This window comes from Streptomyces cupreus (genome assembly GCF_014257025.1).
GTDB lineage: Bacteria > Actinomycetota > Actinomycetes > Streptomycetales > Streptomycetaceae > Streptomyces > Streptomyces cupreus.
Window position 1 is genome coordinate 1 of the sequence record NZ_JACMSF010000095.1, and the last position, 21,902, is coordinate 21,902.

Sequence of the window (21,902 nt, forward strand, 5' to 3'; positions counted from 1 at the left end):
GTGGAGCGGGTGTCACCGGCGTCGGTGAACAGTTGGCGGGCCTGGTGGAGCAGGTCCTCGGCCTGGTCGACCTCACCGCGGGTAATCAGGCGGTTGGCGTGGTCGTAGAGGACCGCTGCGTGGTCGGCCGGCTCGGTCTGCCGGTCGCTGGTATGGCTCTGCTGGACGGCACGCTGGAGCAGGGTGTCGGCGGAGTCGCCGTCGCCGCTGGTGACGGCGGCGTCGGCGACGGCCCGCAGCAGGGTGACCGGAACCTCGTGGCTGTGGCGGTCGAGGAGGGTGATCGCGTGGTGGCCGAGCTCGGCGGCAGTGGAGGCTGGGCCTTGCCGCAGGGCGGACACGGCCGCGGCGGCGCAGTCGGCGGTGATGGTCGGGTTGTCGGCGGCCAGGGCGAGTTGGGTCAGCTGCAGGTCAAGGTCGCTGCCGCGGGCAGGGCCGGGTGTGGCACCGCCCCACTGGTCGTACAGCGGTTCGGCGGCCAGGGTGGCGAGGGCGGCCTGTTCGTCCGGGGTGAGGGGCTTCAGGCGTCCGGCCGCGAGGGCGTTGACGGCCAAGGCCGGGACGGCGCTGCGGTACTGGTCGGGAAAGGAGTCCAGGAGCCCGAGGCCGCTCAGGCGGGACGCTGATCCGCCGACCGCGGCGGCGAGGACGTCGATGACGGGTTGCGGGACCGGGAGTATGAACAGAGTGCAGGCCCGTAACAGCTCGCGGTGGGCGGGGCCGGCCTGGTCGAGGAGCGCGTCGAGAGCCAGGTTCTCCAGGAACTTGCGGATGTCGGCGTTGTCGGCGGGGAGGTCACCCTGGTGAAGGTATTCCTCCATGCTGGCGACGGCGGCTTCGGCGCGGGCCTGGTCGACCTGGCTGCTGTAGACCAGGCGCAGCCCGATGAGGTCCTGCAGTCCCGGGTTGCCGCAGCTGACGTCCAGCGCCCGCTGGGCCAGGCTGGCGCGCTGGGTCCGGTATCCGGCCGGGGCGAGGTCCTGCTGACGGCGTTGGAGTTTGCGCTGGGCGGCCGGTGACAGTGGCTGCAGCTGGACCGGTTCCAGGCTGGCCTCCAGGCCGTGGAGTGTGAACGTGTAGCGGCTGGTGATCAGCAGTCGGCTGTCTGTGATCGCGGGGTTGAACGCGGAGAGGACGTCGGCGAGGACGGTGGCGTATTCGGGGTCGAGCCGGTGCGGGCCGTCAGGGTTGGCGGTCAGGATCTGTTCGAGATCGTCGATGATTAGCAGGAGGGGTTTGCCTCCGTCGTCGAGTTCCTGGGCGCATGGTCCGGCCAGCAGATCGATCAGGAGTGGCTTGAGGCGTTCTGGCTGGTGGCGGACCTCGTCGCGCCTGGCGTCGATGAGGGTGCGGGCGGCGGGGTTGGCGGCGACGGCGTCAGCGATGGCGTCAAGGATCGCCGTCGGGGTGTAGTCGCCGAACACGACCGCGACGGCCCGGTTGGGGTGACGGTCGGCGATTCGGGCGGCCAGGCTCGACTTGCCCAGCCGACCCTGCCCGTGGAGCAGGACCCCGGCCTTCTGCCCGCCGCGCAGGGCCCGCAGCGTGTGCTGCATTTCCGGGCGGCGGCCGACGAACATTTCCGCGGCCGCGACCGGCAGCTCGTGCTTGCGGTCCAGGAACGTCTTGGTCACATGGTGCGGTGGCACCATCTGGCGTTTGCGGGTTCCTGCCACCAGCGGGCCGCCACCAGTCGGCCCCAGCCACAGCCGAGCCAGGTGCCAGTCGGCGCGGAGGAGCTCATCGGGACAGGCCAGCAGGTGGCGGCGGGCGCTGGCGACGGCCTCGGCCACGTCAACACGACGGCTGAGCTGCTTGTACAGATGTTCGGCGAAACGCGTGGCGGCCTGGTCGCTGACCGAGCCGTCCCAGCCGATGACCGCGGGAATCCCGACGGCCACCAGACCGGTGGCCATCGAGTGAGCCACCGGCACGCCCGGCTCGCCTGCCGCACCGCCGCGGTGGCCGGCGCCGGCGGGTACATGCCCGGCCACGTCGGCACCGGTGGCGGTCAGGCAGGCCGACACGAACGCCAGCCGAGGCCGAGGAGTCAACAGGCCCACCACAGTGTCCGCGCTGGTCGGACGCTCGTCCCCTAAATCGTCTTCCATCAGCAGGACAGGGGTGGCGGGCCCGTCTGGACCTGGCCGCCAGTTGTGCAGCCCGTGACACGACAGATGAACCACCGGCACCCCGCCGAGCTCGGACAGACGCAGCCCAAGACGCTCGGGGTTACCGGAGTCCTCAACAACAAGATCAAGGCTCGTCTCCCCAACAGCCTTGAGGATGGCCATCTCCTCGGCCTCAAAGTCCAGCTCATGCTGGCCCCGGGGCGCCGAAGCCATGAACGCCACCCCAAGCCGGTACCCGTCCGGAGCCTGTACCGGGCCCGGCTGACCGAGCCGACGCGCCACAGCGAACAACTCCGGCGCCTCGGCCAGAAACCTGCCCTCGGGGACGGCCAGCAGCTCGAACGGGGCCCGCAGCAGCGCCCACGCAGCCACAGACGGTCTCGCCGACGCCCTAACCTCGAACATCAGCGGCGCCGGAGCCGCATCGAGCAGGTCTGTCAACTGGCCAAGGTCGCCGTCGAGCCACCGGTACAACTCGCGCCCCACCGCGAGCAACGCCTGTTCCCTGGAGCCGGTGCGCACGGCGTCCACATACTGGGCGGCGATGTCATTGAGCAGGTCGACGTCGGAGGTCTGCAGCATCCGACGTGGACCGCCACGCCGCCCGGAAACGACCAGCTCAAACCCGTTGGAGTCCACAACCAAACCGGTAACCACGCGTCATCCTAACGTCGCCGACCGCCACCACTGCAGTGGATCGTAAGACAGCTCAACTGCCCGATCGGTCCCGTTCCGCGGTTTGCCTCCCCCGCCGCGCGGCAGTAAAGATCGCGAACAGCGTTCCCGCCACGGGACACGCTGAGCCGTCCAAGGCCCGACAGCTACACCCTTGGCGCCCCGCACTGCCATACGAACACCCAGAGGCCCATTCACTACCCACCAATGGACCTTCCGACAGAGCGATTGCTCATTGTCGTAGGACATCAGTGGGGACCTCAGCCACTGACAGTGGACCCAGCCTGACGGCGGGACTGTAAGACGTTCGGTGTAACTCCCGATCATGGAAGATGCATCGATGACCAGTGAGAACGTGTCCGAGTCCGAGACCGTCGAGCCCACGAAGGCTGCGTCGGCGAAGGCCGTGGACGACCAGTTGATCGACGAGCTGGTTGGCCGCGCCCAGGCCGAGGGCCTGCAGCTGACCGGCGAGGGCGGGCTGCTGCAGCAACTGACCAAGCGGCTGCTGGAGTCCGCCCTGGAAGGCGAGATCACCGACCACCTCGGATATGACAAGCACGATGCGGCCGGGAAGAACGGCGGCAACTCCCGCAACGGCAAACGCTCCAAGACCGTCCTGACCGACGTCGGCCCGGTGGAGATAACCGTGCCCCGCGACCGCGACGGCTCCTTCGAACCGAAGATCGTCAAGAAGCGGCAGAAGCGTCTGACCGGCGTCGACGAGATGGTCATCTCGCTGGCCGCGAAGGGCCTGACCACCGGCGAGGTGCAAGCCCACCTGGCCGAGGTCTACGGCGCCGACGTCTCCCGCCAGACCATCTCCACCATCACCGACAAGGTCCTCGAGGGCATGGCCGAATGGCAGAGCCGCCCCCTTGACGCCGTCTATCCGGTCGTCTTCATCGACGCCATCCACGTGAAGATCCGCGACGGCGCGGTCGCCAACCGACCCATCTATGTCGCCCTGGCCGTCACCACCGAAGGCCGGCGCGAGATCCTGGGCCTGTGGGCCGGCGACGGCGGCGAGGGCGCCAAGCACTGGCTGCACATCCTCACCGAGATCAAGAACCGCGGCGTCAGCGACGTCCTCATGCTGGTCTGCGACGGGCTCAAGGGCCTGCCCGAAGCGGTCGAGACCGTCTGGCCCAAGACGATCGTGCAGACCTGCGTAGTGCACCTGCTGCGGAACTCCTTCCGCTATGCCGCCCGCCAGGACTGGGACAAGATCGCCAAGCTTCTCAAGCCGGTCTACACCGCCCCGACCGAGGAGGCGGCCCTGGAGCGGTTCGCCGAGTTCGCCGATGCCTGGGGCCGGAAGTATCCGGCGATCGTGAAACTCTGGGAGAACGCCTGGGAGGAGTTCACTCCGTTCCTGCGGTTCGACACCGAGATACGCCGCATCGTCTGCACGACGAATGCGATCGAGTCGGTGAACGCGCGGATCCGTCGGGCGGTGAAAGCCCGCGGACACTTCCCCAACGAGCAAGCCGCGTTGAAGTGTGTCTACATGGCGATCATGTCCCTCGACCCCACCGGCAAAGGCCAGGCCCGCTGGACCATGCGCTGAAAGACCGCGCTGAACGCCTTCGACATCACCTTCGACGGCCGCCTGTCGGCGGCCCGTCAGTAACCCCAACTGCCCAGTTACACCACTCGTTTGACAGTCCCCTCGATCTGGCAAAGGCAGGTCATGCCGCGTCGGCCTGCCCTGGACGGTCGGGACGATCGTCCAAGACGATAGTCGTGACCTCGCTGCCCTCGGGCCGGGTCAGCGTGGCGTCGGCAACGGCCAGCTGGGTACGCCGGTAAATCGCGTCTGCCAGTGCCCATGTCGCCATGTCGAGGTCGGGTGCATCGTCATCGAGGATTTCCCGCGTGGTGACCAGGACAGCAAGTAGGGAGCGACCGGAGAGGTGCGTCTCGATTCGCCCGTCTTCGATGTCGGTGATGTGGTCAGGTAGGCGGAAGTGTGGGTGCCGAGAGGTCTGTTCGAGCAGGAACGCCCAGGTGTGTTTGTGACAGATCAGTCGGGCTGAGGAGATGGCCGCTGCCGTCAGGAGGCCTTGAAGGTGCTTGCTGCGTTGCTCCGCCCGCCGGGCCGCCCTGCGTTCGGCGTCCGTTGGTGTCGGATCGGGTACAGCGGGAGGCTCCTCGGGCATTGCGGTGGCAGAAGCCTCAGGAGCAGTCGAAGCCAGCGGCGCCGACTCCGCAGGTGCTGCGGCAGTAGCGTCCGTGCTCGGCTGGGCATCGCGTCCGTCGTTCCCGTCGTCGGCAGGATCCGTGAGCGTCACCTCGGGCACCGCTTGCTCCCTCCACCCGTCCGTCTCATTGCTGTTGGTGCCGGCCTCCAGAGGCTGCGGCCGTTGTTCCGGGAGCGCAATCGGCGTCCGGCTGTCACCGGCTGCCGGACGGGGCACGCCCAGCGTATGTGCCCACGCTTGCGCGATCTCCCGGCGCAGCGCTTCAACAGCAGTGCGGGTGTCGCCGAGGTCGCTGAGCATCCGCTCCTGGCGGCGCCTCAGTTCCCGGTTCTCTTCACGCAGTCCGGCCGTCCCTTGCTGGACGTTCTCCAGCACCTTGCGACGCAGTTGGTCCTGGTCCTGGTGGAAAGCCCCGAGCCCGGTGGTCGGGTCGTTGAGTACTCCCCGTATTTCTTCGAGCTCTTGGAAGATCCTCTCGATGTCGTGTCTCCGCGCCACGCAGCCTCCTCGCCGTTGACCGGTCAACGAGCCATGCCTCCCCATCCGGAAATCGGATGACACGATACTTTCCGGCCGCTTTGCTCCTCGTAGCTGCAAGGACCTCTCGGGTGAGCAGACGAGCCTGCGAGCGAGTGCCGGACGGCGTCCGCCATGTCGCATAGGAGCCCCGTCCTGCCTGGCGCGGGGTGGATCCCTGGCAACGGAGGGGACCGATATCTGACGATCAACCTTTGACAAGACAGGACACCGATGGACGTCATACGGATGCGACGCGACCACAGGGGGAGTTCGCCAGGTACAGCTGGCCGCATTGGTCCTCACAACGATCACTGCCACCAGTCCTGCCCACATACTCGCGCAGGTCGGACACCAGGACTCGGTCAGTCGTGTGGATCACTGCAGCTCTCCCAGGGCCTCGTCATGATCCCTTGGAGGCGCGGACGAGAAGGGGACTCGCGGTGCCACCGCGCCTTTACCACCACCTGACAGTGGCGGCCTCATTCTGCCCGGTAACGGAGGCCAGCCGGCGGGGCATTGGGCAGCAGGCCGTTCCTCCCCGCACTCAGGAGGGTCTTCACCAGGGGACGCAAGACTGCCTTGCCAGCTACCGGCAGCTCTCTCGGCTTACGTGATCTCGCGGCTACTTGTCTCCGTCGTCGCGTTGCAACGGAGGATAGCGAGGCGTGCTCCGAGACAACAGCGAGATATGGGCTCGGTGCTCAGCATGTGGCGTACGTCGACCGACCTGCAGTTCGCTCACGTAAGCCCAACCCCGGGGACTGACTGTCAGTGTGCTGTGCTTTGATCAGGTCGACCCGGCGTGGACACGCCACACCAAGGGGGGCGTGCCCACGCTGTTCTGACCAAACAGGGGGTACAACTTGAGACCGCGAATACTGCTGTCCGTGGGCGCTGCGACGCTGGCGCTACTGGGCAGCCAGATAGGCATCGCCCAGGGGGCGGACGAGCCGCGAGTGGCTGCGGGCACCTCGCTGACCACGGGTACAGCCGCCGCCAACCCATCTGCTGATGATCCCTCATCAGCGGATGACACCACCGTCGATGACCCTGAGACGGCGCCCACTGCAGAAGACCTGGCGCTGGGCGCCGAAGCCACCGCCGAGGGGCCGACGGCCGCCCCGACAACCGACGAGGAGGGACAACGCGTCGGACTGGCGGCTGGTGAGAAGACCACGTGCGATGACCAGGTGAAGGCTGCCGCTGAGACTCCCGGCGGGGAGTACACGGCGTGTGCGTCGCCTCTGGAGCCGGCCAACGAACTCAGCTCCGAAGAACTCGCTGTCCTGTCGCGACGCGAGGCTTCTGCCAACACGTCCGCCGCTGAGAAGGCCGCCCTGGCCGCGATAGCAGCCACGCGACAGGATGCCGCAGAAGACGCCACCCCGGCGGCTGACCCGGCCGACGAGCAGGACTCCGCGGCTGCGGCAGCCAGGCGCTCGCCGTGGAACGAACCGAAGTGGTGCATCGACGCAGGAGTGGACTCGACGTGGTACATCGAGCGCATGCGCGGCTGCGGCATCTGGCGCGCTGAAGTCAACGCCATCGATGTGCGAACAGGCCGCAAGATCGGCGGTATCAAATACCTCGTTGTCGGCTACTCCTTCTCAGCCCGGGACTCCAAGACATGGGCCTACCAGACGAGGCTGATGGAGGTGTCCCGGTGGGGGAGGGCCGTGAATGGCACCAAGGCTTCCGGCAGTGCCTCCTGCACCGGCAAGTGCAAGGTCGCGGAAAAGATCTTCCCGTCACAGACCATCTCCCCGAGTGCCGAGCCCTACGGGCAGTTCTTCATGGACACCACCATCAACACGGCCGCCGCCAAGCAGCGGGGAACGGGCCGGAGCATCGCGTCCTGGCGGTTCAGCAACTCGCAGTGGGTCGCGCCGTCGGATGCCACGAAGCTGTCCACCGTGGAAGTCCGATGTGACAACGCCCTGCCCGGCGCACCCCGCCAGGTGGGCTGCGTGAACCTCCGCGCTGTGCCGGAGATCAGCTACAGCCTGACGGGGCCGTGGCCGGAGATCGCCAAGCACATCAAGGACGCCCAGGCCACCGGACTCCCCGGCAAGCACGGCACGACCAACTACCTCACGCGGCTCACGGACCGCTCCAAGATCAAGCAGAACCGCGAGAAGGCTTGCCCGTCGAGCCTGGAGCGTCCGCCGGGCAAGTCCTGCGACGAGTACCCCTTCGCCAGCACATGGCAGGGCGCCAGGCACAGCGGTGGTCCGTTCAGCCGACGCATGGTCAATGCCCAGCAGAACAAAAAGGCGGGAGACGCGCTGAAGGGCTTTTACACCTACGCTCGTGTCCTCGAAGGGGACCGCTTCCTCGTATGGATCAGCTAGGCCCGCGACAAGATCGGGAAGACAGCAGCCGTGAATGAGTCAGCCCGTACTGGGACAGCTCCAGTCGACGCCCAGTACCACCACTTCCAGATCACCGACCCACAGGGACCGCTGGCCGGCGACCTCGACAGCGCCCACAACGGGCTGGTGTCCGCCTCCGGAGGAGCCATCGAGGTGACAACCGGGATCCACACCGGCAGCGTCCGAGTCACTGTCGAGCTGCACTCCCAGCGCCCCGACGTGGCTGCGGACTGGGAAGAGATCGCTGAGATCTCGTGCCACTCCCCTTCCGGGGAAGTGCTGGTGACTCATTTCATGGACGACCCCGCGGATCTGCCCTCCCTGGCATCCCAAGGGCCAGGCCCGTACCGGCTGCGCGTCCATGCGCGCGGCAGGGACCGGGCCGTCGACCAGACACTCGTGGATGACGTCGTGGAGTCCTACTTGATCCAGAGCTGGCCCGCCGCACACCAGGACGCTCTCCTGGTGAAGGCGACCGACGCCTACGGAGCTCAGGTACGCGCCCAGCCGGCCGACGACACCATCGTCATCGACCACGAGGACTCACTCGACACCCAGACCGGCCGGGAGCGCGACATCCTGCGCCGGGCCGAACGCGGCGACTACTCCTGATCCACCTCCACAAGCCTTCGGTTGGGGGCGGCTGCAGCGTGCATCCGCCCCCAGCCGAAGCGAGCCCCTGCACTGGGTGCCTACGGGTGGGGTGAACCAAACAGGGCATGGCAGGCGCATCGCCCTGCCGCCGTGCCCGTTCACCGCGACTGCTTCCGGGCCCGTTGCGGCCAGCGCAACACCGCCCTGAGCCGCCACCACAGCTTGCGCGGGCGAGAGGTTTCGGTGGAGTACGTGCCCGGCAGCCATACATCGTCAGACACACCACCGAGTGGCTGGCCCTCAGACGGATTTCAATCAGGGGATCCCTGGGCCACTGACCCTCCTACGGTCGACAGGTTCCGCAGTTCTTGCGCAGCTCGTGGTCCGCGCGGGGCGCCAGGCTTGAACCGAAGTCGAAGGGCAGCCCATCAGAGCCAGCTGCCCCAATTTGTCCCGTGGCGAAACACCGTAGCTAGACGGTGGCGATGGGGGTAGCGAATGACCATTCCATGATCGACAAATACAAACTGCCAGGTAGGCGACTTGAAGGGGGTGGCGAATCCTGGCGAATCACCAAGACAGCTGGAGCCCGCCCTCGTGACCTAACGATCTCGTGCATGGTTGGACCATGGTCCCCAGTCCGGACCGCCCCTCCTGGACCGTCCTCCTGCACTTGGGGACACCCGTCGTCGGGTCCTTTCGATGCTCGCACGGCTCGCGCTCGCCGACTCCGTCGGGATCAACTCGGACGGCACGCGGCTGACCAAACGACTGCATAACGTGTGATGCCCACGGCGTCGAACGTGGCCGACCGTATTGCTGTGTGACTGCTTCAATCCTGACAGGCTCTGGGCATGCCAGAGATCAGCCGGGTTGGAGCAGTCAGCATCGAGCGCGGCCATTTTCCGGTCGGTGAGATGTGGGAGCCGGGGTTCGAGCGCAGGGAGGATGAGCCGGAGTTTGGGACAGAGGAACCAGTCATCGTCGTGCCTGGCCAGATCGTCGTGACATCGCGGGTCCAGGATCACGTCGCACCGGTAGTCCTGGCCGTGAATGACCAAGAGGGCGAGGCGCCGGGGCCGGCCTGGACCCTGGTCGCGTCCGTGGAGTACCAGCCGGTCTACATGGGCCGGATGGCGGCCTTGGACACGATGAATGGCCCTGCCGGGCCTGCGGATGGGTCCATCGAGGTGTTTGGCCAACCGGTTCAGCCGGGTGAGCCCTCTGTTGAATTGGACCCCTCCCGCACCTACCGTGCGCACGTTTGGTCGCAGGGCCGCAGTGACTCCCGTGAGCGGTTCGACGCCGCTATGCAGCGAGAGGAGTGGGGTACTCGCGACGGGTTCGAGACGTACTTGGTCGTGTTCGTCCCTGAGGGATCGCAAGAAGCGCCGATTCCTGCCGCGGGAGAGAGCCGACGAGATCGACTTGCCCGCAGGCACGGAAAGCCCCCGCTCAACATGCGTTGATCAACTGGCACACCCAAAGGGGGAGCGACCTGGTGGGCCGCCGCTCCCCCTCCGGCACAGGCAGGGCTATTTCACGTACATGCCGTACGCGTTGCCGTGCAGGATCCGGTCAGTGCCGTACCAGTCGGCCAGTTCGGTGCCCGCCCTGCTGTTCTCCGTGCCGGGCACGTAGCGGACGGAGAAGTTGCCGTCCCCCAGGCCGGCGCCTTCCTTGGTGGAGGCGAAGGGGAACTCGTCGCACTGGTAGGTGTCGTCGGGACGGCTCAGACGGCGGCATGCCGCGTCCTTGGCGCTCCGGTTCTTCTGCGTCACCTCTGCGGCGGCAGCGTCGTAGTTGGTCCAGTTGCGGTGCAGGGGACGCCAGTTGCCGTTCCAGATGTCGCCGGGGATTACCTTGCCGTCCTTGGGCGGGTAGGTGGTCTGGGGCTTGTACAGCGCGTCGTAGATGTGGTTGGCGACGCCCTTGGTGTCGTTTTGTGCCCGGTCGTAAGAGAACGACGGGGTGACACGGTCGAAGATCACTCCCGCGTCGTAGTACTTGCTGCCGAGCGACTTGGTCGAGTCGAAGCGCACGCCGTTGGTCGGCCCGTTGCTCCAGGGTGTGGTGGCGCCGCCACCGGTGACCTTCCACTGGTGTTGGTACACGCAGGTCGCGATGTCGTCCGGGCCGGTGCCGCTGCCTCTGTCGGAGACCAGTCCGTAGGCGATGTACTCATCGCGCCAGTCGCCGACGTTGGTGGTGAACGGGTTGGACGAGACGTCGGCCACTTTGCAGGAGCTTGAGGAGGGCCAGCCCGCCTGGCCGATGTAGAAGCTCATCATGGCGGCGTCGTTGAATTTGCCGGAGGCCGTGACTTGGTCGGTGTGGACTTCGATGGTCGCGTCCCGCATTTCGCCGGAGCCGGTACCGATCTCGGTCTCGCGGAACCGGACCATGCCCTCGACCCCGCCCTGCCCGTTGAGCTTGACGGCGGTGTTGTAGCCCCAGCGGCAGAAGCTGAAGTGATTGATGATCTTACCGGCGTCGTCGTGCGCGTCGGACATCGCCCGACACTGTTCCTTGGTGAGGGCCGCGGCGACACCTATTCGCTGCTCCGCGGCAGCTTCACCGGGCTCGGCAACGTACGTCTCGCCGCTTTCCCGCGCGATCCTCTGCTCGTTGGCTTCGCTGGACGGCTGCGGCGGCGTGGGAGTCTCGCTGGTCTGCAGCCTCTCAGCAGAGACGGCCGAGCGCTGCCTGGACAGGGCCTGCTGATAGTCGGTACCTAGCGGCAGATCGATGGGCTTGCTGGAACGCAGCCAGACGATCTGGCCTTCGCCGCTGTCCGCGCTGCCGGCAGCCTGGGCATTGGTTCCGGTGAGCATCGTGGTGAGGCTGGCGATACCGAGGGCTATGACCGTTAAGCGTCCTTTTGCACGCAAGGCGGGCATCCTTCCCTTTGGTGAACGGGAAGAGCAGCCCATCAGAGCTAGAACATGTGAGCTATGGCCAGCGCCACGGTTTACACAGGCGCCCCACAGGCTCGGTCAACTACCCATCCGTAAACGGCACTTGGGCCTGGCAACATCTCGCTCGCACAAGACATGCGATCCGACAGGTGACAGCAGCACCATCCCTGGTCACAGGCCCCCACGGCTTGCCCCTTGCCTGCGACGGGGCGAGAGGCGGCCATCGGTGACTGCCTCGGCGGCTAGAGGTGGTGTCTCGGCAGAGAAGACCGGCCACCCCAGATCGGGCGCAAACTTGCTTCCCGTGCCTCACGAGCATGTATGGCCACAAAGTCCGCACCACAATCGCACCCTGTCGGGTGGCGAGTACGCGGTCGCGGCGTCGGCCGGCGAGCGTGTCAACTGCGTCGGTGACGCGGCGGATAAGCCACCGGACGCGAGCGATCTCCTTGCCAGACGGGGTGGCTTCGGGCATCAACCGCAGTCTCTCCCGCCACCCCAGCAAGGAAGAGGCGAGCGCCGAGCGGGTGACCTCATTAGCCGACAGAGGCTGATGACGGCGCGGCCCATCCCTCCGATCACGGTCTGTGCTCACGCCCACAGGGGCGGCGGGGCTGTCCATGAATCTGGCCTTGAATCACAGGCGAAGCACGCACTCACAGGAGCCAGAAGTGTCATCCTGGAGACGAAAGAAGCAGGTAGGAGCCATGGCCCACGGATTCAGCTGCCCTCCCAAAGCGGGTGTCGCAGGTTCGAATCCTGCCGGGGGCACAACGCGTTACCGCTCTGGCCTGGGGTTTCTTCCCCAGGGAGGGCTCCTACTCGGCCTCGGACTCCCCGTCCGGGGCCGTTTGCGTGAGCGGTCGGGATCCGGGATCGGCGGGGCTGGGTCATTCCGCTGCTCGGTCCAGTCCAGATGTCGGAGCCCTGGCACGAACCCAGCGTTGTCCAGCAGGGGCGAGCCCTTCCTCCAGGACGTGAGCGGGGTGTCGAGAGTATGGGCGGCGAACAAGAACCTGCCACGACGCCGGAGGAGGTCCAGGCCAAGATCGGAAGGCGCCTGGACGAAGTCTCCAAGATCCTCGCCGGCGCTCTCGTCGCTGTCGCTGGAGTCATGGCCGTTCTTGGGCTCAGCAGCGAGCTCGTGTTCGTGGCACTCAACAACGAGTCGTGGCCCATCTCTGTTGCCTCGCTCTGCGCCGTCCTCGCCATCGTGTGCAGCATCGTGGCGCTGCTCATTCACCCCACACGACGAGGAAACGTCTGGGAGACCGTCGTGCTCATTCTCGGGGTCATCTTCTACATGACGGCTCTGACCGTGGCGATTATCGGCGCCGCCAAGGCCGCCGGCGGGAACGGGCGACCGACCATCACCAACATCAAACTCGACGGCCCTCGGTCCGATCTGAAGCTGCGTTTCGATGTCCATGCGGACGGCGTCAAGACGTGGCGGACCATCGAGGTGTCGGTGACCTACCTGAGGGCTGACATGAAGCCGGTCGTCAAACACGGCGACCTCTACTGGAGCACGCTCAGGCCCGACGACGAGGGCGTGGTCAAGCAGCGGATCGACATGACGATCTCGCCTCCTGCACAGACGACGGGCCTCAGCATCTTCGCCGGCCCCGGCAGAGGAGACGATGCATGTGACATGCGTGCCCAGCGTGGTCCGACCTGCACAACGCTCCTGCTTCCATAAGCAGGCGCGGGCCACGGCCAGCGCCACCAGGATGACTCACCCGTTCTCCAAGCAGCCGGTGCCGGATGGCACGGTTCAGCCACGGGGTGGGATATTCGCGTTCAGCCGGAAGAAGTTGGCGGGGTCGTGCTCGTTTTTGAGCGCCACCAGCCGTTCGTAGTTGTCGCCGTATGCGGCCCGTACCCGGTCCTCGCCTTCCTCCCCCAGGTTGTTCACGTACTCGGCTCCGACTGAGAAGCGGCTCATCATGTCCCACCACTGTCGTGCCCATTGCTTGTGCACTTCCTGTTCCCGGGGATCCGTCCATACCGACGCGGCGAAGTTGTCGTATTGCGCGTTCCGGTGGCGGAAGGCCGTTTCGGACGGCGAGACGCGGCTGACGGCGCCGCCGTACTGCTGGAAGACGATGAGGGACCGGGGAGAGGGAGCGCTGGCGAAGTGGTCCACGGTGGCCTCGATCGCGTCGTCGGCAATCTCCTCGAGGAAGTGGGATTTCCAGTAATAGTTGAGGCCGATGGGGAAGAAGGCATCGCCGGCGGCTTGCAGTTCCGTGTATGCGACGGGCCCGACCTGGTCGGCAAGGGGAGGGCCGAACCGTCGGAGCGGCTCCAGCATTCGCTCGCCCTGCTCCGTCGATCCGGCATAACAGACGGAGATGGCGAACACTGGGTCACCCTCGGGCGAGGTCAGGAAGAAAGCGTCGGCGGTCAGCTCGTCCGGGGCTGAACGCGAGTACTCATAATAGAACTTGAGTGCCGCCTTCGCCCGCTCCAAGGGGTGGACGACGACGCCTCCGAGCACTTCTGGACCCACGGAGTGGAGCTGGAACTCAAGGGAGGTCGCGACACCGAAATTCGCGCCGGCGCCCCGCACACCCCAGAAGAGGTCGGAGTTCTCCGCAGCACTGGTTGTCAGTAGGTGACCATCGGCGGTGACGACGTCGGCGGACAGGAGGTTGTCGCAAGCGAGACCGCACTTCCGGGCGAGCCGACCCACACCGCCACCGAGAGTCAGCCCAGCGACGCCCGTATGGGTCACGACACCCGTCGTCGTGGCCAGGCCCGCCAGTTGTGTCGCACTGTCCACTTCTCCGAGCGTCGCACCGCCTTCGACCCGGGCCGTTCGGTTGCCAGAATCGACTGCAACGCTACGCATCCGTGACAGATCGATCACCAGGCCGCCGATGCACACCGCTTTGCCCGCGATGTTGTGGCCACCGCCGCGCACGGAAACAAGCAGATCGTGTTCCCGGGCAAAGGTCACGGCCGCTGCGACATCAGTGTTCCCGGCACAGCGGGCAATCAGCGCAGGCCGGTGGTCGATCAAGCCGTTCCAGACTCTGCGGGCCTCGTCGTATGTGTCATCGCCGGGGCGGTGCAATTCTCCACCCAGGCTCTCCGCCAACCTTTGAGCAGCCGATTCCTCCAGCACAATGCGGCTGCCCGTCCTCGTACTCACCTCGAGCGGAGACATGACGCCCCTCCGTGGATCTTGCGAGATGTCGCATAGTCAGTAGGGTGGGACGGCGACCAGGGGGCGGGTGGCGTGCGGGCACCTCCCTGCAGTTGAGCGGCCACAGCCCCAGGCATGATGAGCGCCTATATACGACGCTATGTCCACACGCAGCAACCAGCGAGCGGGGTTCTGCGCGGCGGAAGCGCCCGTGCCCCCGCGACGTCGCCTCGGGCAGCCGCGGATCGGCCGGCCGGGCGTCAGGAACGACAGCGTCGGTACGCCGCCAGTACCCAGTCAGAAGCGGATGTCCCGGATACGGCTGTGCTGGATGCCCACCGGGCAGGGCGCGGGCATGCACTCGTCCGGCAGAATCGGCAGGCCGTTCGGGTCCTTGCCCTCGAATGCCTCGCCGAGCGTCGGCGGAACAGGTCGGCGGCACGGGAATGTTCTGCATGTGTCGGAGCGGTGGAGGCTGCGCTCGTGCACGAACCAGTCGGCCCGTTCGACCCATGGTTGTCGGCACGGCTCTACGAGCCGTCCCGCGCGGTCGCGAGTGGGGCGAGGGCCGGGTCGATGTTCTGGTTGTGCCGGAACACGTTCTCGGGATCGTAGATCCGTTTGACCCGCACCAGCTCTCGGTACGTCGCCTCACCGTAGGCCGCGAGGACGCGCTCTTGGCCCTCGTTTCCGAGGAAGTTCACGTACACGCCGACCTGGTGGGGCGCGACCGCGTGGAAGAAGTCGCGCACCCATGCCGTCTCCCGGTCCGCCACCGGCTCCTCGGGCAGCCACGCGGCGTCGATGTTGATGGCGTGGCCCGCGCTGCGGTGCGGGTAGGCGGTGCCGTCCTCGGGTACCCGGGCGATCGCTCCGCCGAGTTGGAAGACGAGCGTGTACGAGCGGGGGGAGGCGACCCGGGCGGTGTGCTCGACCAGCACGTCGATCAGGTCATCGTCCAGTGCTGCCACCTCACTGGACTTCCAGTAGTAGTGCCATCCGTGCGGCACCGTCGGGTCCAGCAGCGCCTGGTGCTCGGGATAGGGCCGCAAACCGGTCAGGTCGGCTACTGGGTGCCCGTACGAGCGCAGCGGTGCCAGCACGGCGATTCCGGCCTCCGGCGGGCCGCACCAACAGGAGTTGATCGCACACACCAAACGGCCGTGCAACGCCTCCGGCAGGGCGGGCAGCGGCGGGGCCTTGCGCAGAGCGACGATCGTGGTCAGCTCGTCGGGCGCCTCTGCGATCCAGTCCCGGTAGTGGCGCAGCAGGCCGGGGGCGTCTTCCAGGGGCCACAGCACCGGCCCGCCGAGCACCTCCGTGACCGGGTGCAGCCGATACCGGAAAGAGGTCACCACGCCGAAGTTGCCACCCCCGCCGCGCAGGGCCCACAGCAGCCGAGGGTGGTCATCGGTGGTGATCCGCTCCCCGTCCGCGGTCACCAGCTCCGCGTGGAGCAGGTTGTCCACGGTCAGCCCGTGGGCCCGCATCAGCCAGCCGAGTCCGCCGCCCAGTGTCAGGCCGGCGATGCCGGTGTGGGTGACGATCCCACCCGTGGTCGCCAGGCCGAACCGGTGTGTGGCCTGGTCCAGCTCGCCCCACAGGACCCCGCCCGCCGCAGTCGCCGTCCGCGTGTGCGGATCAACCCGTACGGTGCGCATCCGGCTCAGGTCCGCTACCAGTCCGCCGTCGCACACGGCGGTGCCGCCGACGCCATGCCCGCCGCCGCGCGCCGACAGCGGCAAGCCGCGCTCGCGTACGTACCGGACCACAGCCTGGACGTCTGCTGCGGTGCCACAGCGGGTGATCGCGGCCGGCCGCCGGTCGATCGCGCCGTTCCACAGTGCCCGCGCCTCGTCGTACTCCGTGTCGCGGGGGTTGATGAGCTGCCCCGCGAAGCCCTGGATCTCCCGCATCGCCATCGTCCTCCGCCCGCTCGATCCGGCCTCCGCATACCCCCGCATACCCACCCTTCTCGCCTTGCGGAGCCCACGGAAGTCCAGGATCTGGACCGGCTCGGCGGGTCGAGCGCACACTGAAAGCGTGCGCGGCTATGGCCAGTACTGCCCGATCGCTCGCGCGTCCGAGGTGTTCGCCGAACGCTGGACACCGCTGATCGTGCGGAATCTGGCGCTGGGCTGCGAGACGTTCAGCGACATCCTGCGCGGCGCCCCGGGCTTGTCCCGCACACTGCTCGCCGCCCGGCTGCGTGAGCTTCAGCGGCACGGCCTGTTGAGCCGCGACGAGGGACCGGGCCACTCCGTCCGCTACCGCCTGACCGAGGCCGGCGCGAGTCTGTGGGAGGTATGCCTGGCGCTCGGTGAATGGGGCGCCCGCTGGCTGGAACTGGCACCCGAGCACCTGGACCCGTACCCGGTGCTGTGGGCCATGTGTCGCTCCGCCGACCCCGCCGCACTCCCCGACCGCCGCGTGGTGGTACGCCTTGACTTCCCGGCGCTCAGGCCCCCGAACCGGTTCTGGCTGCTGTACGAACACGGCGGCGCCGAGGTCTGCGTGCACAGCCCGGGCGGGGACGAGGACCTGGTGGTGGTCGCCGACCCGGCTGCGTTCGTCCGGTGGCACATGGGCTGGACGACTTGGGCCCAGGCGTTGCGGGCCGGCCACGTCGCTGTGACCGGCCCCCGCGAGCTGGCCCGTGCCTTCCCCACCTGGAATCCGCCCAGCCGCTTCGCCCCCGTACGACCAGAACCCCACGTGCTCGCAGCCGCGCCGCCCACCCAGCCAGTCCGTCGACCCGCCGACACCGCCACGTCAGAAACCGACGCACAGCGCTGATCGTCAGAGGCAGGCTCACGACGTCCTGCAGCAGCGCCGTCACCACGCGCCGACGCGTTGTCCGCGCCGCCGCCGGGGGCGAGTCCCAACAGGACTGGACGAGCAGTCGGACAGCTCGCACGACGGTGCATGAAAGGCAGCCGGGTGCGAGCGCTCCGCGCGTGAGCGATGCGTGAGCGGACGGGGGATCATCCAGTCTCACCACGACCACGTCGCGGGCGACACACGGTTCGCCGACCGCCCCCGCACCACGGTGGTGGGGGAGGATCTGGACAGTGTCTGGAAATACTTCGGCTACACACAGGACCCCGGCCGGGTGACCCGGGTCGATCTCAGCGGCCGGATGCTGGAGTGCCTGGCCACCCCAGGTCACGACGAGGCAGCCGTCAGGTACTACGACCCGCACACCGGATTCCTGCTCACCGGCGACACGGTGTGTCCCGGGCGGTTGTACAGGAGGAGGGGCCGCCTTCGGCCGGACGGTCGACCGCTTGATCGCGTTCGCCGACACCCGAACGGTCACCCACGTCCTCGGATGTCACATCGAGATGACCAACCAGCCCGGCGTGGTCTACCCGATCCGGACCACCTACCAGTCGGATGAGCTGCCCCTGGAGATGGCCGTCGGCCACCTGCGCGACATCCGTCCGGCGACCGGACGAGCCGCTTGAGGACGCCGGCAGGCGCGCGGCGGCTTTGATCAGCCCGTCGTCGGCGGACCTCGGTGTGACGTATGCCTCGTTCCTCGGTCGGGATTCCTGCGATTCCGCTGTAACGATCACCTCGTTCGGACCACTACCCGACGACAGAACACACCGATAGGGACAGGAGGTGCGGCAGTGCCCGACGACGACGCGGATCGTTTCACCGCCATCTACGACGGCTGCCGGCAACGCGTGTGGGCCTACGTGGTCAGCCGTGCGGGACGGCAGGTCGCCGACGAGGTGGTGAACGAGACGTTCACCGTGGCCTGGCGCAGGCTGGACGACGTCCCCGAGCCGCCCTTGCCGTGGCTGCTCGTCGTCGCACGCAACATCCTGCGGGACAGCATCCGGGCGGAGGCCAGGCGCGCGTCGTTCGCCGCCGAGTTGACGGCCTGGGCGGAACCCGCCGAGGCGGACATCGCCGAGGAGGTATCCGAGCGCAACGCGCTGCTCAAGGCGCTGGCCACGCTGCCGGAGGACGACCGGGAACTGCTGGTCCTCTCCGGATGGCAGGGCTTGACCCCGGCACAGGCGGCCGCGGTGGTCGGGTGCTCGCCCATCACCCTGCGGGTCCGCCTGCACCGGGCGCGCAAACGTCTCCACCGGGCCGCGTCGGCCTCCCCGCCCGAGGAGGAGCCCGCAGCCGCGCGGCGTGTGTCCACCCGAGCCCGGAAAGGAAGCCCGGTGAAGAACGACGTCCTGCACCGCCTGACCGCCGCCCGCCCCGCCCACCTCGACCCCGACCTCCCCACCCCGTCACCGGTCCGGGAGGAGGAGCTCGCAACGGTCATGAGCCGTCCGCGCGCGACGCACAGGGCTCGCGCCACCGCCCGGCCGCGGAAGGTGCAGCGCCCTCTCGTCTCGGGCCTCGCCCTGGCCACCGCGACGGCGGTGGCGGCTCTGGTGATCACCAACACCGCGCCGGAGAAGCCCGGACCCGCGCCCTCCGCGACGTCGGGCTCCGGCAGTCAGGTCCTTCTCACCGCCGCCTCCCACGTCGAGCAGCAACCGACCGGCTCGGGAACGTACTGGTACGTCGAGGAAACACTTGCCGACCGCCACAAGGTGCCCGGCAAGACCTACAGCATCGACGTCCGCAGCGAGCGGCGGTGGTGGATGGCCGTCGCCGAGAACAAGCGGTGGTCGCAGCTGCTTGACCCGGGTGCGCGTCCGGCCACGAAAGCCGACGAGGCGGCGTGGAAGGCTGATGGTTCCCCCCGGTCGTGGGACCTGAGGGACGTGACCGACGAGATCGTCACCTACGCCGGCGAGGGCGAGATCGAACACGACGCCCCCGGCGGCAGGGCGGACACCGGCATGATGGGCGACCTGCCCCTGCGCCTCCTGCCCACGCTGCCCACCGATGAGAAGGCCCTCCGCAAGCGCTTGTTCGCCTTGGTCGACAGGGACCACAACGGCCCCGAGTGGACCCTTGACCGGATCGTCGTCCAGAGCGCCGTCCTGCTCGCGACGACCCTTCCGTCCACCCCGGCGCTGCGAGCCGCCGCCTACCGCCTCCTCGCCGCCGAACCCGGCGTGCGCTCCCTCGGCGACGTCAAGGACCACACCGGCCGCACCGGCTACGCCGTCGCCCTCCCCAGCCCCTACGAGTCCGCCCCCGAACTCCGCCTGATCTTCGACAAGTCGACGGGGATGCCACTGGGCACCGAGACGGTGGCCACCCAAAGCGGCGACGGTGTGCGCAAGGGCCACTTGCTGAGCTACACGACGATCACGTCGATGAAGTGGACCGACAAGGCCCCGCCCTTCGACACCGACACCCCCGACCCGGGCCCGGCCGACGAGTCGGATCGCTGAGACTGCGGTGCTCGCCGAGCGGCGGGACCCCGGGGTGACACCCGGGACCCCGCCGAGCCGGTCGGGCGCGCGTCACGAGCAGGGGCACGGCCGACCCTCTGGCCTTGGCACCCGACCATCGCGTAACATGCGTTACACAACAAGCGTTACGTAAAGTGGGATCTCATGCCTCGACAGGTCGACCATGTCCAGCGCCGCTCCGAGATCTCCGCTGCCCTATGGCAGGTGGTGAGCGAAAGCGGGCTGGAGGGGCTGACACTCCGGTCGGTCGCCGCCACCGCCGGGTGCACAACAGGCATGGTCACCCACTACTTCCGGGACAAGAAGGCACTCCTTGCGCACGCCCGGTCCGTCATGCATCGCCGCATGGCGGACCGCATCGACGCAATGCCCCTGCGGCACAGCGACCCGCGCGCCCACCTGTACGCCGTTGCCGAGCAGGCACTGCCGCTGGATGAGGAACGGCACCTGGAGGCCGTCGTATGGTCGTCCTTCCTGCTCACCACCCGCACCGACCAGGAGCTCCTGCGCGAGCACTCCGTCAGCCACGCCTCCTGGGTGCGCCGGCTGACAACCCTGGTGCGTGCCGCACTCCCCGGCGAGCCGGAGCCGGGGAACTTGGAAGAGCGGGTGCGCGCCCTCGTCGTATGCCTGGACGGCCTGGCCCTGAACGCTGTCACCGATCCGGACGCCTACCCGCCCGACCTCCAACGGCGCGTCCTGGAGAGGCAACTGGACCTGATCCTCGAAGGGAACCGCACCCTGTGACCACCCCCGATCTCACCATCGCCGCCGCGGCGGCCGACCACCCGAGCGTCCGGCGGCTGGTCCGCGCCCTCGACGACGACCTCGCCGCCCGCTACCCGGACGAACCCTGCACCGGCGGCTCCCACCTGCACCCCGCCATCCACTTCCTGCTCGCGGAGGCCGACGGTCGCCCGATCGGCTGTTGTGCCGTCCAGCCCTTTCCCGCCCCCGACACCGCCGCCGAACTCAAGCGCATGTACATAGTCCCCGAGGCCCGCGGCCGCGGCATCGCCGCCCAGCTCCTGGCCGAGGCGGAGCGCACCGCCACTGCCCTCGGTCACCCCGAGATGCGTCTGGAGACAGCCGTCCACCAGCCCGAAGCCATCGCGCTGTACACCCGCGCCGGCTACCAACGGATCCCCAACTACCCGCCGTACGAACACAAGACGCTCAGCCGCTGCTACGCCAAACCCCTCCCGCTCCCCAGACCGGCCCGGCCGGAGTGGGACGGAGGCGAGCTGGCCACCTTCCTCGCCGGACAGGGCCTTTCGTCCAAGGGCGTCCTCGTGCCTGGCACGCGGTACTGGCTCACCCGGGACACCGCGGGCCCCGCCGCGGCCCTGGGCTGGGAACGCCAGGACGACCGCGTGCTGCTGCGCAGTGTCGCCGTCCGGCCCGACCTGCGCGGCTGCGGCGCCGCACGACGCCTGGTCGAACACTCACTCGTGGATGCCGCTGCGCAAGGAGCCCGCACGGCCTACCTGTTCTCCACGGGAGCCGGAGCCTTCTGGACCCGGCTCGGGTTCCGCCCGGTACCGGTTGCCGAGGTCGCCGACGCCCTGCCCAACGCGCCCCAGGTCCACCAGTACCGCACCGCCGGAACACTTGCCGACGAGGCTGCCTGGCGACGCGACCTCCACGCGCCCGCCGCCGTTCACCTGGACCGCCACCCCGGCCGACGGGCGATGGACTGCCTTCTGATCCCGTGGCTGCTCGCCCCGACTCCGTCGGCATGACCGCCGCCACGGACCGGGTCATCACCGCGCTCCTGTCAGCCCTCGCAGGAAAGCCCACCTGACGCACCAGCCGACAATCGGGTCGCGCCCGCGCCGAGCCCTCTCCGTGCGTGCGCGATGCGTGAGCGGACTGTCCGGCACGAGGCGTCATCAACGGGATCGAGCAAGAAATCGCATAGCGCTGACCAGGTGAAACAGCACCGCGTGGCAACGTCGAGCACGCCCCGGCAAGGATCCAATCCCACTCCTAAAGCCA

At 67.9% G+C, this 21,902-nt stretch carries 15 protein-coding genes and 1 pseudogene; 10 read left to right on the forward strand and 6 right to left on the reverse strand.

Annotation, left to right across the window (positions count from 1 at the left end; genetic code table 11):
- The coding region (locus tag H4N64_RS41390; RefSeq protein WP_222110010.1) for a CHAT domain-containing protein at nucleotides 1–2,714 on the reverse strand (2,714 nt) is incomplete at its 3' end.
- Between the two features lie 433 nt (nucleotides 2,715–3,147).
- On the opposite strand from H4N64_RS41390, the pseudogene H4N64_RS41395 reads away from it, so the two are divergent.
- Nucleotides 3,148–4,374: pseudogene (locus H4N64_RS41395) on the forward strand (IS256 family transposase); the annotation flags it as partial.
- A gap of 124 nt (nucleotides 4,375–4,498) precedes the next feature.
- Here H4N64_RS41395 and H4N64_RS41400 read toward each other — a convergent pair.
- On the reverse strand, nucleotides 4,499–5,509 hold the full coding sequence (locus tag H4N64_RS41400; RefSeq protein ID WP_186287792.1) for a hypothetical protein: 1,011 nt from the start codon (nucleotides 5,507–5,509) through the stop codon (nucleotides 4,499–4,501).
- A gap of 908 nt (nucleotides 5,510–6,417) precedes the next feature.
- Here H4N64_RS41400 and H4N64_RS46600 point away from each other — a divergent pair.
- The 3 genes from H4N64_RS46600 to H4N64_RS41415 all read left to right on the forward strand — a co-directional run bounded on the left by H4N64_RS46600 (nucleotide 6,418) and on the right by H4N64_RS41415 (nucleotide 9,965).
- Nucleotides 6,418–7,881 (forward strand): NucA/NucB deoxyribonuclease domain-containing protein, encoded by a 1,464-nt coding sequence (locus H4N64_RS46600; protein WP_186287793.1) that lies wholly within the window; start codon nucleotides 6,418–6,420, stop codon nucleotides 7,879–7,881.
- A 30-nt stretch (nucleotides 7,882–7,911) separates the two neighbouring features.
- On the forward strand, nucleotides 7,912–8,514 hold the full coding sequence (locus H4N64_RS41410) for a hypothetical protein (RefSeq protein ID WP_186287794.1): 603 nt from the start codon (nucleotides 7,912–7,914) through the stop codon (nucleotides 8,512–8,514).
- Nucleotides 8,515–9,350: 836 nt separating this feature from the next.
- On the forward strand, nucleotides 9,351–9,965 hold the full coding sequence (locus H4N64_RS41415; RefSeq protein ID WP_186287795.1) for a hypothetical protein: 615 nt from the start codon (nucleotides 9,351–9,353) through the stop codon (nucleotides 9,963–9,965).
- 66 nt (nucleotides 9,966–10,031) lie between these two features.
- On the opposite strand, the gene H4N64_RS41420 is transcribed toward H4N64_RS41415, so the two are convergent.
- Nucleotides 10,032–11,429, reverse strand: coding sequence for a NucA/NucB deoxyribonuclease domain-containing protein (locus H4N64_RS41420; RefSeq protein ID WP_186287796.1), 1,398 nt, complete (start codon nucleotides 11,427–11,429; stop codon nucleotides 10,032–10,034).
- Between the two features lie 982 nt (nucleotides 11,430–12,411).
- On the opposite strand from H4N64_RS41420, the gene H4N64_RS41425 reads away from it, so the two are divergent.
- On the forward strand, nucleotides 12,412–13,113 hold the full coding sequence (locus H4N64_RS41425; protein WP_186287797.1) for a hypothetical protein: 702 nt from the start codon (nucleotides 12,412–12,414) through the stop codon (nucleotides 13,111–13,113).
- 75 nt (nucleotides 13,114–13,188) lie between these two features.
- Here the strand turns inward: H4N64_RS41425 and H4N64_RS41430 are convergent, their stop codons facing one another.
- The 3 genes from H4N64_RS41430 to H4N64_RS41440 form a co-directional block, all read right to left on the reverse strand.
- Nucleotides 13,189–14,586 (reverse strand): FAD-binding oxidoreductase, encoded by a 1,398-nt coding sequence (locus H4N64_RS41430; RefSeq protein ID WP_186287798.1) that lies wholly within the window; start codon nucleotides 14,584–14,586, stop codon nucleotides 13,189–13,191.
- A 276-nt stretch (nucleotides 14,587–14,862) separates the two neighbouring features.
- Nucleotides 14,863–15,054: a hypothetical protein gene (locus H4N64_RS41435; protein WP_186287799.1), complete on the reverse strand. Its 192-nt coding sequence runs from the start codon at nucleotides 15,052–15,054 to the stop codon at nucleotides 14,863–14,865.
- A 41-nt stretch (nucleotides 15,055–15,095) separates the two neighbouring features.
- A complete protein-coding gene (locus H4N64_RS41440; protein ID WP_222110011.1) occupies nucleotides 15,096–16,481 on the reverse strand; it encodes an FAD-binding oxidoreductase in 1,386 nt (461 codons plus the stop codon).
- A 127-nt stretch (nucleotides 16,482–16,608) separates the two neighbouring features.
- Here H4N64_RS41440 and H4N64_RS41445 point away from each other — a divergent pair, with 127 nt between their 5' ends.
- From H4N64_RS41445 to H4N64_RS41470, 5 genes are all read left to right on the forward strand, one after another.
- The gene (locus H4N64_RS41445; protein ID WP_186287800.1) at nucleotides 16,609–17,361 is read left to right on the forward strand and encodes a winged helix-turn-helix transcriptional regulator; all 753 of its coding nucleotides are present in this window, start codon (nucleotides 16,609–16,611) and stop codon (nucleotides 17,359–17,361) included.
- A gap of 491 nt (nucleotides 17,362–17,852) precedes the next feature.
- Nucleotides 17,853–18,032 carry a hypothetical protein gene (locus H4N64_RS41450; RefSeq protein WP_186287801.1) on the forward strand — a complete coding sequence of 60 codons (180 nt, stop codon included), beginning with the start codon at nucleotides 17,853–17,855 and terminating at the stop codon, nucleotides 18,030–18,032.
- A gap of 168 nt (nucleotides 18,033–18,200) precedes the next feature.
- A complete protein-coding gene (locus H4N64_RS46605; RefSeq protein ID WP_336246950.1) occupies nucleotides 18,201–19,883 on the forward strand; it encodes a CU044_5270 family protein in 1,683 nt (560 codons plus the stop codon).
- A 165-nt stretch (nucleotides 19,884–20,048) separates the two neighbouring features.
- Nucleotides 20,049–20,651, forward strand: coding sequence for a TetR/AcrR family transcriptional regulator (locus H4N64_RS41465; protein ID WP_186287802.1), 603 nt, complete (start codon nucleotides 20,049–20,051; stop codon nucleotides 20,649–20,651).
- Nucleotides 20,648–21,646: a GNAT family N-acetyltransferase gene (locus H4N64_RS41470; protein ID WP_186287805.1), complete on the forward strand. Its 999-nt coding sequence runs from the start codon at nucleotides 20,648–20,650 to the stop codon at nucleotides 21,644–21,646. The genes H4N64_RS41465 and H4N64_RS41470 overlap by 4 nt, the downstream gene beginning before the upstream one ends.
- The last annotated feature ends 256 nt before the right edge of the window (nucleotides 21,647–21,902 follow it).